General features: G+C 53.1%; 13 protein-coding genes. 10 read left to right on the top strand and 3 right to left on the bottom strand.

Annotation, left to right across the window (positions count from 1 at the left end; translation table 11 throughout):
* Window positions 1–3 precede the first annotated feature (3 nt).
* Both thrC and ACSPHG_RS20480 read left to right on the top strand, forming a co-directional pair.
* Window positions 4–1,290, top strand: a complete 1,287-nt coding sequence (gene thrC / locus ACSPHG_RS20485) for a threonine synthase (protein ID WP_435955325.1) — start codon at window positions 4–6, stop codon at window positions 1,288–1,290.
* A 216-nt stretch (window positions 1,291–1,506) separates the two neighbouring features.
* Complete coding sequence (locus tag ACSPHG_RS20480) at window positions 1,507–1,788, top strand: DUF2502 domain-containing protein (RefSeq protein WP_435955324.1); 282 nt, start codon at window positions 1,507–1,509, stop codon at window positions 1,786–1,788.
* A 35-nt stretch (window positions 1,789–1,823) separates the two neighbouring features.
* Here the strand turns inward: ACSPHG_RS20480 and yaaA are convergent, their stop codons facing one another.
* Window positions 1,824–2,597: a peroxide stress protein YaaA gene (yaaA, locus tag ACSPHG_RS20475; protein ID WP_435955323.1), complete on the bottom strand. Its 774-nt coding sequence runs from the start codon at window positions 2,595–2,597 to the stop codon at window positions 1,824–1,826.
* A 68-nt stretch (window positions 2,598–2,665) separates the two neighbouring features.
* Window positions 2,666–4,111 carry an alanine/glycine:cation symporter family protein gene (locus ACSPHG_RS20470; protein ID WP_435955322.1) on the bottom strand — a complete coding sequence of 482 codons (1,446 nt, stop codon included), beginning with the start codon at window positions 4,109–4,111 and terminating at the stop codon, window positions 2,666–2,668.
* Window positions 4,112–4,327: 216 nt separating this feature from the next.
* Here ACSPHG_RS20470 and tal point away from each other — a divergent pair, with 216 nt between their 5' ends.
* The 3 genes from tal (at window position 4,328) to ACSPHG_RS20455 (ending at window position 7,445) form a co-directional block, all read left to right on the top strand.
* Window positions 4,328–5,281, top strand: coding sequence for a transaldolase (gene tal / locus ACSPHG_RS20465; RefSeq protein ID WP_435955321.1), 954 nt, complete (start codon window positions 4,328–4,330; stop codon window positions 5,279–5,281).
* Between the two features lie 110 nt (window positions 5,282–5,391).
* The gene (gene mog / locus ACSPHG_RS20460) at window positions 5,392–5,979 is read left to right on the top strand and encodes a molybdopterin adenylyltransferase (RefSeq protein ID WP_435955320.1); all 588 of its coding nucleotides are present in this window, start codon (window positions 5,392–5,394) and stop codon (window positions 5,977–5,979) included.
* Window positions 5,980–6,104: 125 nt separating this feature from the next.
* Window positions 6,105–7,445 carry an MFS transporter gene (locus ACSPHG_RS20455; protein WP_435955319.1) on the top strand — a complete coding sequence of 447 codons (1,341 nt, stop codon included), beginning with the start codon at window positions 6,105–6,107 and terminating at the stop codon, window positions 7,443–7,445.
* 52 nt (window positions 7,446–7,497) lie between these two features.
* Here the strand turns inward: ACSPHG_RS20455 and satP are convergent, their stop codons facing one another.
* Complete coding sequence (gene satP / locus ACSPHG_RS20450) at window positions 7,498–8,064, bottom strand: acetate uptake transporter (protein ID WP_435955318.1); 567 nt, start codon at window positions 8,062–8,064, stop codon at window positions 7,498–7,500.
* Window positions 8,065–8,189: 125 nt separating this feature from the next.
* On the opposite strand from satP, the gene ACSPHG_RS20445 reads away from it, so the two are divergent.
* From ACSPHG_RS20445 to ACSPHG_RS20425, 5 genes are all read left to right on the top strand, one after another.
* A complete protein-coding gene (locus ACSPHG_RS20445) occupies window positions 8,190–8,363 on the top strand; it encodes a hypothetical protein (RefSeq protein ID WP_435955317.1) in 174 nt (57 codons plus the stop codon).
* A complete protein-coding gene (gene dnaK / locus ACSPHG_RS20440) occupies window positions 8,364–10,280 on the top strand; it encodes a molecular chaperone DnaK (RefSeq protein ID WP_435955316.1) in 1,917 nt (638 codons plus the stop codon).
* An 85-nt stretch (window positions 10,281–10,365) separates the two neighbouring features.
* On the top strand, window positions 10,366–11,511 hold the full coding sequence (gene dnaJ / locus ACSPHG_RS20435) for a molecular chaperone DnaJ (protein WP_435955315.1): 1,146 nt from the start codon (window positions 10,366–10,368) through the stop codon (window positions 11,509–11,511).
* Window positions 11,512–11,822: 311 nt separating this feature from the next.
* Window positions 11,823–12,770 (top strand): LysR family transcriptional regulator, encoded by a 948-nt coding sequence (locus ACSPHG_RS20430; RefSeq protein WP_435955314.1) that lies wholly within the window; start codon window positions 11,823–11,825, stop codon window positions 12,768–12,770.
* A 152-nt stretch (window positions 12,771–12,922) separates the two neighbouring features.
* Window positions 12,923–13,252 carry a phage holin family protein gene (locus ACSPHG_RS20425; RefSeq protein WP_435955313.1) on the top strand — a complete coding sequence of 110 codons (330 nt, stop codon included), beginning with the start codon at window positions 12,923–12,925 and terminating at the stop codon, window positions 13,250–13,252.
* The last annotated feature ends 25 nt before the right edge of the window (window positions 13,253–13,277 follow it).

The raw sequence follows: 13,277 nt of genomic DNA, 5'->3' as shown, positions 1-13,277 counted from the left end.
CGAATGAAACTGTATAACCTTAAAGATCATAACGAGCAGGTCAACTTCGCCCAGGCGATCACGCAGGGCCTGGGCAGGCAGCAGGGGCTGTTTTTCCCCCACGATCTGCCAGAGTTCGAACTGACCGAAATCGACGAAATGCTGAAAATGGATTTCGTCACGCGCAGCAGCAAGATCCTCTCCGCATTTATCGGTGATGAAATTCCGCAGGATCAGCTTGAAGCGCGCGTGCGTGCCGCCTTCGCCTTCCCGGCTCCGGTGAAAAGCGTTGAGCCGGACATCGGCTGCCTTGAGCTGTTCCACGGCCCGACGCTTGCCTTCAAAGATTTCGGCGGGCGCTTTATGGCGCAGATGCTGACCCACATCAGCGGCGATAAGCCGGTAACGATTCTTACCGCAACCTCCGGCGATACGGGTGCTGCGGTGGCTCATGCCTTCTACGGCCTGAAAAACGTGCGCGTCGTTATTCTCTACCCGCGTGGCAAAATCAGCCCGCTGCAGGAAAAGCTGTTCTGCACCCTGGGCGGCAACATTGAAACCGTGGCTATCGACGGCGATTTTGATGCCTGCCAGGCGCTGGTCAAGCAGGCGTTCGACGATGAAGAGCTGAAGGTTGCGCTGGGGCTCAACTCCGCCAACTCCATTAATATCAGCCGCCTGCTGGCGCAGATTTGCTACTACTTCGAAGCGGTTGCGCAGCTGCCGCAGGAAGCCCGCAACCAGCTGGTGGTTTCCGTCCCGAGCGGTAACTTTGGCGACCTGACGGCGGGCCTGTTGGCGAAGTCGCTCGGCCTGCCGATCAAGCGCTTTATCGCCGCGACCAACGCCAACGACACCGTTCCACGCTTCCTGGCCGACGGAAAATGGACGCCGAAAACGACCGTTGCCACGCTTTCCAACGCGATGGACGTTAGCCAGCCAAACAACTGGCCGCGCGTTGAGGAGCTGTTCCGCCGTAAAATCTGGCGTTTGACCGATCTCGGCTATGCGGCGGTAAGCGATGAAACGACGAAGGCGACGATGCACGAGCTGAAAGCCGTGGGCTACGTTTCTGAACCTCACGCGGCGATTGCCTACCGTGCGCTGCGCGACCAGCTGCAGCCGGGCGAATACGGCCTGTTCCTCGGAACCGCGCATCCGGCGAAGTTTAAAGAGAGCGTGGAAGAGATCCTCGGCGAACCGCTGGCGCTGCCGCAAGAGCTGGCGTCCCGCGCCGATCTGCCGCTGCTCTCGCATAATCTTCCTGCCGATTTCGCCGAGCTGCGCAAGCTGATGATGGCGAAGGCTTAAGGGCGCAATAACGACAATGCAAACCACCCTAATGGGTGGTTTTTTTTCGCCTCAATTATGGAGGAATTAAGCAGAAATCGAGGAGGGAAATAGCAGAAATTCCCATAAAATGCGGGCACTTAGATATTAGGATTGCAGAGGATAACAACACCGCGCCGATCGTCATAAGCTCTCTCTAACGACCCATAGCGGGTATGAATTTTTAAGGAGTGACTTATGTTGAAATCAATTGCTTTGGCGTTATCGATTCTGGTGGTGACTCCTCTTGCCGTACAGGCTTCCGAAATCACGCTGCTGCCTGCGGTAAAACTGCAGATCGGTGACCAGGACAGACACGGCAACTACTGGGACGGCGGCCACTGGCGCGACCGTAGCTGGTGGGGGAATCATTACGAATGGCGTGAAAACCGCTGGCAGCCGCATGGCCATCATGACGACCACCGCGATCGCGATCGTCATGATAATGGTCATCACGATCGCGATCGGCACCATCACTGAGAGCAGGGCGGGTGAAATTGCTCGCCCGCAGCGCTTTATTGCTCGTGGCGCTTGAACACCAGGTCGTTTTTGCTGGAGGCAGCTTCATCAAAGAAGTAGCCATCGGTGTTAAACGCGGTCAGCTGTTCGGGCTTGGTGAGCCGGTTTTCGATGATATAGCGGCTCATCAAACCGCGCGCCTTTTTGGCGTAGAAGCTGATCACTTTAAACTTGCCGTTCTTCTCATCCAGGAACACGGGCTTGATAATTTCAGCCTGCAGCTTCTTCGGCTTAACCGATTTGAAATACTCGTCTGAGGCCAGGTTAATCAGGATGTTATCGCCTTGGGACGCCAGCGTCTGGTTCAGCTTGTCGGTGATGGTATCGCCCCAGAACTGATAGAGATCTTTGCCTTTCGGGTTTTCCAGTCGAATGCCCATTTCAAGCCGGTACGGCTGCATCAGGTCCAGCGGGCGCAGCACGCCGTAAAGGCCGGAAAGCATGCGCAAATGCCGTTGGGCAAAATCAAAATCAGCTTCGCTGAACTCTTCCGCCTTAAGGCCGGTATAGACGTCGCCCTTAAAAGCCAGAATCGCCTGGCGGGCATTCTGCGGGATGAAGTCCGGGTGCCAGTCATGGAATCGCGTTGCGTTAAGCGAGGCCAGCTTGTCGCTGATGCTCATTAGCGTGGAGATTTGCGGCGCGCTCAGCTTACGGGCAATGCCGATAAGCTGCTGAGAATGCTCGAGCAGCTCCGGCTGCGTATAGCGATTTGTAGGAATATCGCTTTGATAATCAAGTGTTTTAGCAGGTGAAATGACAATTAGCATGTTTGCTCCTTGCGGTTTTTACCGGCTACTTTAGCAAATTTCCTGAAAGTATCGGCCAATGGCTGCAATTAACGCCGGGGTTTTGTCGTCGACGGCGCTTCCCACACGCCGGGCGCAAGCTGGCTTTTAATTTCAGGGAAGCGATTCGGGTCAAAAACGGGCGTGACGCCAAGACGCTGCTGGCGCAGATAGTCTCTGGCTAAGTCACGAACTACAGGCGACAGCAGCAGGATAGCGCTTAGATTCGTCATCGCCATAAACGCCATTGCCACGTCGGCTAGCTGCCAGACCAGCGGCAGAGGCGAAAGCGTTCCGAACATCACCATCACTAAGGCCAGGCAGCGGAAAAGCACCAGCGCGAAAGGGCCGTTTTTACGCAGGAAGAAAAGGTTGTTTTCGGCGTAGGCGTAGTTCGCCACGATAGAGGTGAAGGCGAATAAAAACACGATGAAGGCGATAAAGCCTGACGCCCAGCTACCAATCATGCTGCTAAGCGCGATTTGCACGAGGGCAACGCCGCCTGCATTGGTGGTGCCGCCGTCGAGCATGCCGGAGAAAAGCACGATTGCCGCCGTGGCCGAGCAGATAATGACGGTATCAATCAGTACGCCGAACATTTGCACCAGCCCCTGCGCGGCGGGATGCGGCGGCCAGGCGGATGCGGCAGCGGCGGCGTTGGGCGTGGAGCCCATGCCCGCTTCGTTTGAAAACATCCCGCGCTGGAAGCCTGTGGTAATGGCCTGGCTGAGGGTAAACGCCAGCGCGCCGGAGGCCGCCTGATGCCAGCCAAAGGCGCTTTTAATCACCAGCGTCACGACGTCCGGCAGGCGTTCAATATGTAGCGCCACCACGTACAGGCTCATCAGGATCCAGGCTACGGACATGAACGGCATCAGGTATTGCGAAAGACGCGCCACGCCGCGCAGGCCGCCCCAGATAACGCCGCCGGTCAGGATCACCAGAAGGATGCCGACCCAGGTTCTGGGGATGGCAAACGCGTGGTTGACCGCGCTGGCGATGGAGTTTGCCTGCACGGCATTGAAGATAAGGCCGAAGGCGAGCATCAGAAAGACGGAGAACATTACCCCCATCCAGCGCATGCCAAGGCCGCGATCCATATACCAGGCCGGGCCGCCGCGATAGTTGCCTTCGCTGTCGCGGCTTTTGTAGAGCTGGGCCAGCGAGCATTCAGCGAACGAGGTCGCCATACCGATGAACGCCACGACCCACATCCAGAAAATCGCGCCCGGCCCGCCGATGGTGAGCGCCAGCGCCACGCCCGTAAGGTTGCCGCTGCCGACGCGTGCGGCAAGGCTGGTGCAAAGAGCCTGAAAGGGGGAAATCCCGGATTTATCCGGTGCCTGCGGCGGGCAGATGAGCGAACGCCACTGCTTCAAATAACGTAGCTGCACAAAACCGCAGCGGAAGGTAAACCAGATGCCCGCGCCCAGTAGCAGATAAATCAGCACCGAGCCCCAGAGCACCTCGTTGATAAACTGAAGAAAATCGATCATTAACATCCCTCTTGTCGATGCGTGATGAGCTCGACCATGAGGCGTCGACAACGCGCAGTCCATTACATCGCAGGCAAATATTATAGCGAGTTTATCATATATCCTTCGACCGGCTGGGGGCGTATTGCTACGGTTGCACCTGACTTGCGTCGTGATATCATCAGGCAAGACCGGTTACATCCCCCTAACAAGTTACACCTAACGAGAAACACTATCATGACGGATAAATTGACCTCCCTGCGTCAGCTAACCACAGTGGTTGCGGACACCGGGGATATCGCGGCAATGAAGCTGTACCAGCCGCAGGATGCTACTACTAACCCTTCCCTGATTCTGAACGCCGCGCAGATCCCTGAATACCGCAAGCTGATTGACGATGCGGTGGCGTGGGCGCGCGAGCAGAGCAGCGATCGCGCTCAGCAGGTTGTAGACGCAACTGACAAACTGGCTGTGAACATTGGTCTGGAAATCCTGAAACTGATCCCGGGCCGCATCTCTACAGAAGTGGATGCTCGTCTGTCCTACGACACCGAAGCCAGCATCGCGAAAGCCAAACGTCTGATCAAACTGTATAACGACGCGGGCATCAGCAACGATCGCATTCTGATCAAACTGGCTTCTACCTGGCAGGGCATCCGTGCCGCTGAGCAGCTGGAAAAAGAAGGCATCAACTGTAACCTGACACTGCTGTTCTCCTTCGCTCAGGCTCGCGCCTGTGCGGAAGCTGGCGTGTTCCTGATTTCACCGTTTGTTGGCCGTATCCTCGACTGGTACAAAGCTAACACCGACAAGAAAGAGTACGCGCCGCAGGAAGATCCTGGCGTGGTGTCCGTTGCTGAAATCTACCAGTACTACAAACAGCACGGCTACGAAACTGTCGTAATGGGCGCAAGCTTCCGTAACCTGGGTGAAATTCTTGAGCTGGCAGGCTGTGACCGTCTGACTATCGCTCCAGCGCTGCTTAAAGAGCTGGCTGAAAGCGAAGGCGCAGTTGAGCGTAAGCTGGCCTACAGCGGCGATGTGAAAGCACGCCCTGAGCGCATCACCGAATCCCAGTTCCTGTGGCAGCACAACCAGGATCCAATGGCCGTTGATAAACTGGCGGACGGTATCCGTAAGTTTGCTATCGACCAGGAAAAACTGGAAAAAATGATCGGCGACCTGCTGTAATCATTGGCGTGGCCGGGTTTACCGGCCGCGCTTTTTAGCGTTATACCCTGTCTGCAACTCCCCCCACCGTGTATCATTCCGCTCAAGTTTGCTGATTTCCCGGGAATGATATGAATACCTTACGCATTGGTTTAGTTTCCATCTCTGACCGCGCCTCAAGCGGCGTTTATCAGGACAAAGGCATTCCGGCGCTTGCCGAATGGCTGGAACGTACCCTGACCACTCCTTTCCAGATTGAAACCCGCCTGATCCCAGACGAGCAGCCGATCATCGAACAAACGCTGTGCGAGCTGGTGGATGAAATGGCCTGTCATCTCGTGCTGACCACGGGTGGAACCGGCCCGGCGCGGCGCGACGTCACGCCTGACGCGACGCTTGCCATCGCCGACCGCGAAATGCCGGGCTTCGGCGAGCAGATGCGCCAGATCAGCCTGCACTTTGTGCCGACGGCGATTCTTTCCCGCCAGGTTGGCGTTATTCGCAAACAGGCGCTGATCCTGAATTTACCGGGCCAGCCGAAGTCCATCCAGGAAACGCTGGAAGGGGTGAAAGATGAGAACGGCAAGGTCGTGGTGCCGGGAATTTTTGCGAGTGTACCGTATTGTGTACAGCTTCTGGATGGGCCATACGTCGAAACAAATGACGACGTAGTAGCAGCTTTTCGCCCTAAGAGCGCGCGTCGCGAGACAAAATCCTAAAGTCATGGTGTTTCTGATATAAAATGCAGCGCCTATGGAGTGTTGATATTTAACCGTTATAGTCATGTTTGCTTTACAGCTAAACGGAAAATAATTATCACACTCCTCTTTACGCGCGGTTTCTTATGTCGATACAAACTTCTGCAGCACGGCCAGCTTTATCACAACAGGCAAGACCTCTGAACCGTCAGGATTATAAAACCCTGACCCTCGCCGCCCTCGGCGGTGCGCTCGAATTCTACGACTTCATTATCTTCGTCTTTTTCGCCACCGTAGTCGGGGCGCTTTTCTTCCCTGCGGATATTCCCGAATGGCTCCGTCAGGTGCAGACCTTTGGTATTTTTGCCGCCGGTTATCTGGCTCGCCCGCTGGGCGGCATCGTGATGGCGCACTTTGGCGATCTCGTCGGGCGCAAAAAAATGTTCACCCTGAGCATTTTGCTGATGGCGCTACCGACGCTCGCCATCGGACTGCTGCCGACCTACGCCACGCTTGGCATCGCCGCACCTCTTTTATTGCTCCTGATGCGCGTGCTTCAGGGCGCGGCCATCGGCGGTGAAGTGCCGGGAGCTTGGGTGTTCGTTGCTGAACACGTTCCCTATAAACGTATCGGCATTGCCTGCGGAGCGCTGACGGCGGGTTTAACCGTCGGCATTTTGCTAGGTTCAGTCGTCGCCACCATCATCAACACGGCGATGACCCAGGAGGCTATTCACGACGGCGGCTGGCGTATCCCGTTCTTTATCGGCGGCGTCTTTGGGCTGGTGGCGATGTACCTGCGCCGCTGGCTGCAGGAAACGCCGATCTTTATCGAGATGCAAAAACGCAAAGCGCTGGCCGAAGAGCTGCCGCTGAAGTCGGTGGTGGTGAATCACAAAAAGGCCGTGGTGATTTCCATGCTGCTCACCTGGCTGCTGTCGGCGGGGATTGTGGTGGTGATCCTGATGGCACCCACCTGGCTGCAAAAACAGCTTGGCATTGCCCCGGCGCTGACGCTTCAGGCGAACAGCATCGCCACGATTATGCTGTGCATCGGCTGTATCATGGCGGGGCTAGTTATTGACCGTATCGGCGCGAGCAAAACTTTTATCATCGGCAGCCTGCTGCTGGCGGTGTGCAGCTGGATGTTTTATCACCTGACGGCGAGCCACCCGGAACACCTCTTCCTGCTTTACGGGCTGGTTGGGCTAAGCGTTGGAGTGGTAGGCGCGGTGCCTTTTGTTATGGTGCGCGCATTTCCGGCCGAAGTTCGCTTCACCGGCATCTCGTTCTCTTACAACGTTTCCTACGCTATTTTCGGCGGGCTGACGCCAATCTTCGTCACCATGCTTATGGGCGTTTCGCCGATGGCTCCGGCCTGGTATGTTCTGGCGCTGGCGTTAGTTGGGCTAGCGCTGGGGATTTGGCTGCGAAAGGATTTGAATCATGAGGACGTGGTGGTGGAAAGACCGCTGCAACATTCCTAAAAAAAATGCGGAGGCCAGCCTCCGCATTTTTGTTTCTACCTAAAGGGCAAAATTAGTGTTTTTCACCGATTGGCAGCACGGTACGGCCAAACTGCTCGTTGAGCACTTCGCCCATCGCCAGGTAAATAGCGCTTGCGCCACACACCAGGCCAACCCATCCAGCAACGTGAATAATGCTCTCGCTGTCGGCAAAGTGGCCGATAGACAGCAGGGCAAACAGCACGGTCAGGCTTGCGAACACGAACTGGAGCATACGAGCAGCTTGCAGGGTGCCGAAGAACATGAACGCTGTGAACACGCCCCACAGGCCAAGGTAGGCACCGAGGAAGTGCGCGTTAGCCGCGTCGCCCAGGCCCATTTTTGGCATCAGGAAAATGGCAACTAACGTCAGCCAGAATGAGCCGTAGGAGGTAAAGGCGGTCACACCAAAGGTGTTGCCTTTTTTGTACTCCATCAGACCGGCAAAAATCTGTGCCAAACCACCGTAAAAGATCCCCATGCTCAGGATCGTGATATCAAAACCAAACAAGCCGCTGTTGGTTAAGTTGAGCAAAATGGTGGTCATGCCGAAGCCCATTAAGCCCAGGGGAGCTGGATTAGCCAACTTAGTGTTGCCCATAGTTCCTCTGAAAAATTCATCTGTTTAATTGTGTGTATTAAGGCCACGTAGCCATTAAAGGGCTGCGGGGCGCGGCATCATAATCAGGCGGCAGGCCAGAGTCCATGATCTAAACAGGTGTGGTGATGAAAATTTTTTTTGCTTTGCCCCTTGATGGCGGGCTGGCTGACCCCATCTTGTATGCAACCGCAGTTGATGGACCTGGAAAAAAACACGTTTGGGCAGTTGAAACACTCTTGTTTGCCCGCATAACAGGTTCACAACCACATGACGAACAAATTTTAAGTGGAGACGTTTAGATGGGTAAAATTATTGGTATCGACCTGGGTACAACTAACTCTTGTGTAGCAATCATGGATGGTAACAAGGCTCGTGTGCTGGAGAACGCCGAGGGCGACCGCACCACTCCTTCTATCATTGCTTATACCCAGGATGGCGAAACTCTGGTTGGTCAGCCGGCTAAACGTCAGGCAGTGACTAACCCGCAGAACACCCTGTTTGCGATTAAGCGCCTGATTGGCCGTCGTTTCCAGGACGAAGAAGTACAGCGTGACGAAGCTATCATGCCGTACAAAATCATCGGCGCTGACAACGGCGACGCATGGATTGACGTGAAAGGCCAGAAAATGGCACCGCCGCAGATCTCTGCTGAAGTGCTGAAGAAAATGAAGAAAACGGCTGAAGATTACCTGGGTGAGCCGGTAACTGAAGCGGTTATCACCGTTCCTGCATACTTTAACGATGCTCAGCGTCAGGCAACTAAAGACGCCGGTCGTATCGCAGGTCTGGAAGTAAAACGTATCATCAACGAACCAACCGCAGCGGCGCTGGCCTACGGTCTGGATAAAGAAGTCGGCAACCGTACCATCGCGGTTTACGACCTGGGTGGTGGTACCTTCGATATCTCTATTATCGAAATCGATGAAGTTGATGGCGAAAAAACATTCGAAGTTCTGGCAACCAACGGTGATACCCACCTTGGTGGTGAAGACTTCGACAGCCGTCTGATCAACTACCTGGTAGAAGAGTTCAAGAAAGATCAGGGTATCGATCTGCGTAACGATCCGCTGGCGATGCAGCGTCTGAAAGAAGCTGCTGAAAAAGCGAAAATCGAACTGTCTTCTGCACAGCAGACCGACGTGAACCTGCCGTACATCACTGCAGACGCGACCGGTCCAAAACACATGAACATCAAAGTGACGCGTGCGAAACTGGAATCCCTGGTCGAAGACCTGGTAAACCGTTCAATCGATCCGCTGAAAGTTGCGCTGCAGGATGCTGGCCTGTCCGTATCCGACATCCAGGACGTTATCCTGGTCGGTGGTCAGACTCGTATGCCAATGGTGCAGAAAAAAGTTGCAGAGTTCTTTGGTAAAGAACCACGTAAAGACGTTAACCCGGACGAAGCCGTTGCAATCGGTGCGGCCGTTCAGGGTGGTGTTCTGACGGGTGAAGTGAAAGACGTACTGCTGCTGGACGTTACCCCACTGTCTCTGGGTATCGAAACCATGGGCGGCGTTATGACTGCACTCATCAACAAAAACACCACAATCCCAACGAAACACAGCCAGGTGTTCTCTACCGCTGAAGACAACCAGTCTGCGGTAACCATCCATGTGATTCAGGGTGAACGTAAACGTGCGTCTGATAACAAGTCTCTGGGTCAGTTCAACCTGGATGGTATCAGCCCGGCACCGCGCGGCATGCCGCAAATCGAAGTCACCTTCGATATCGATGCCGATGGTATCCTGCACGTTTCCGCTAAAGACAAAAACAGCGGTAAAGAGCAGAAGATCACCATCAAGGCTTCTTCTGGCCTGAACGAAGAAGAAATCCAGAAAATGGTACGCGACGCGGAAGCGAACGCAGAATCTGACCGTAAGTTCGAAGAGCTGGTTCAGACCCGCAACCAGGGCGACCACTTGCTGCACAGCACGCGTAAGCAGGTTGAAGAAGCTGGTGACAAACTGCCGGCTGAAGACAAAACTGCGATCGAATCTGCTCTGGGCGCGCTGGAAACTTCTCTGAAAGGCGAAGACAAAGCGGATATCGAAGCGAAAATGCAGGCTCTGGCGCAGGTTTCCCAGAAGCTGATGGAACTGGCACAGCAGCAGCACGCTGAACAGCAGGCGGGTAACGCGGCAGACGCGACCAACGCCGGCAAAGAAGACGATGTTGTTGACGCTGAGTTCGAAGAAGTTAAAGACAAAAAATAATCGCCCTGATGCAGGGTAATTAACTGGCACGGGCGTCGGAGTTTACTCCACGCCCGTGCTCGTATGTTAAGGGCAGAAAAAAGAGATGGCGAAAAGAGACTATTACGAGGTTTTGGGCGTCCCGAAGTCAGCGGACGAGCGTGAAATCAAAAAAGCTTACAAGCGCCTCGCAATGAAATTCCACCCGGACCGTAACCAGGGTGATAAAGAGGCCGAAGGTAAGTTTAAAGAGATCAAAGAAGCTTACGAAATCCTCACCGACGAGCAAAAACGCGCGGCCTACGACCAGTATGGTCATGCGGCGTTTGAACAAGGTGGCATGGGCGGCGGTGGCGGCTTCAACGGTGGCTTTGGCGGCGGTGGTGCCGACTTTGGCGATATCTTTGGCGACGTATTCGGTGACATTTTCGGCGGTGGCCGTCGTCAACGCGCTTCTCGCGGTTCCGATTTACGCTACAACATGGACCTGACGCTTGAAGAAGCCGTTCGTGGCGTCACCAAAGAGATCCGTATCCCAACGCTTGAAGAGTGCGATGTTTGCCACGGCAGCGGTGCGAAGGCCGGTTCTAAACCGCAGACTTGTCCAACCTGTCACGGTGCAGGCCAGGTGCAGATGCGCCAGGGCTTCTTCACCGTACAGCAAAGCTGCCCGCACTGTCAGGGTCGCGGCACCATTATCAAAGATCCTTGCAACACCTGTCACGGCCACGGTCGTGTAGAAAAAACCAAAACCCTGTCGGTGAAAATTCCGGCTGGCGTGGATACCGGCGATCGTATTCGTCTGGCGGGTGAAGGTGAAGCAGGTGAGCACGGCGCGCCGTCGGGCGATCTGTATGTTCAGGTTCAGGTCAAACAGCACCCGATCTTCGAACGTGAAGGCAACAACCTGTATTGCGAAGTGCCAATTAACTTTGCTATGGCAGCCCTTGGCGGCGAGATTGAAGTGCCTACGCTTGATGGTCGCGTGAAGCTGAAAGTGCCTGGCGAAACGCAGACGGGCAAACTGTTCAGAATGCGTGGCAAAGGCGTTAAATCCGTTCGTGGTGGTGCACAGGGCGATCTGCTGTGCCGCGTCGTCGTGGAAACGCCGGTCAGCCTGAATGAAAAGCAGAAACAGCTGCTGCGCGATTTGGATGAAAGCTTTGGCGGACCAAGCGGTGAGAAAAACAGCCCGCGTTCCAAAAGCTTCTTTGATGGCGTTAAAAAGTTCTTTGATGATTTGACGAGCTGATCCCGCCTCGGGATTGGCCCGCAGGCATCTTCATTTAAGCCTGATTTGTTCCACTGTGAGCAAATCAGGCTTTTTTTTCGTCCACTATTTGTAAACTCTTCGAATAATTACTTCGTTTGATTTAACGTCTAATACTTATTTATGCTTAAGGATTATCTTAGTGATGGAAATAAAAATTAAATGATTTTTGAGTGATTGTTATCTTCTTATGTAGATGTGTACTAAACTCCTGACTTGTTAGAAGAAGATTTTCTTTTCCCCAAATTAATATCTACTTTTAGCACTTTCTCACTAGAAGTGGTGATATAACGGTGACGAGTAAGAACGCTCTAAAGGAATTTGATTTTAATTTAATCAAAATATTTGATGCTGTCGTTTCTGCGGGCAATGCCAAACGTGCCTCGCAAAGATTGCAGGTCACGCCAGCGGCCGTTACTTTTGCCATGCAGCGTTTGCAAGATCTTTATAGTGAACAATTATTTATCAGAACTCGTCAGGGGCTGACACCAACCGTTCGTGCAAAAGAGATTCATCGTGTTTTCTCTCACGTCATGACGAGTATTCAGTCCACATTAGAAATGGCTGAACAAGCGCACGCATTGCATAACATCACCATCTTGGGTGGCGAAGTCAGCCAAGAATATTATATATCCCAGATGCACAGCATGGAGGCCTTCGAGCGATTTAGCATTAGCCATTTCCATGGCCGCAATTACTCCAGCGATAAGATTAAAGAATTCCTGCTGGTGGGGGATATCGATTTAGTCGTGAGCACTACATCAATGGCCGACATTGATATCGAAACCCTAAAAATTGATAAATTCTCGAAGTACACAGCTATTTGCAGCAGCGATAATCCGTTATCAGAAATCAACTCCATGAATTTATATAATTTTTATTCCCATTTGCATGCGGTTTATCACTCCACGCTTCAAACATCTAATTACAATGATGAACTTGACGTTATCCACTCTAATCATTTGTTTACCGGAGTGAGGAAGATAGGCTATCGTTCAGATTCCTTGCACGGTATTGTCAACGTCATAGAAAATACGTCGATGATTGCGGTGCTGCCTCTTAAGCTGGCTAAATTCTACCAGTCTAAACACAACGCCAGAATTTCTCTGGTCAAACTCCCGGCTGAACTGGTCTTTAAACCCGTTCCAATTTATGCCTCCTGGCACCGACAAAGTGAAAAAGCGGTCTACGTTAAAGAGTTTGTAAGTATGATTCAGACGCTTGCATCATTTCGAAAGTGATATATGGCGCAATGCAGCACGTCTTTTATTGTGTTATTCACCTCAACGATAATACTTAAGTGATTTTTGATTGTTCTTGATTTTCCCGATCGGTCTATACGCGCTACTTTACCGCCTCGCGGAATGGGTCCGTAGAGTTGACTGAGGATTTTATGAACGTATCGACACAGATTGAAGGGACAAAAGTCCTGCTGCTTGAATTAGAAGTGCTGACCACGGTTATGATTATTAGCGGCTGGGGTGGAGTGGTAGGCTTTTTGATAAAGGCCCGCAAGAATGAAAAACATCAAAACATTATACAGTGCTTAACAAGCGTTGTTATCTCATGTTTTACAGGTTTCATTCTCAGTGCCATTGCTATAGAACGCAACATGAGTATCTACATGGTTATCATGATTGCCGGAGTAGGGGGCGTTTTTGCTACGCCTATTCTGAATCTACTTGGCGAGCGGGTAAAAAAACTGCTGGAGAAGTTTATGTGAACGATCGTTAACGGGATACCCGGTA

Source organism: Dryocola baronae (assembly GCF_051297175.1).
Lineage (GTDB): Bacteria > Pseudomonadota > Gammaproteobacteria > Enterobacterales > Enterobacteriaceae > Dryocola.
This window is presented reverse-complemented; position numbering and strand designations above follow the sequence as displayed.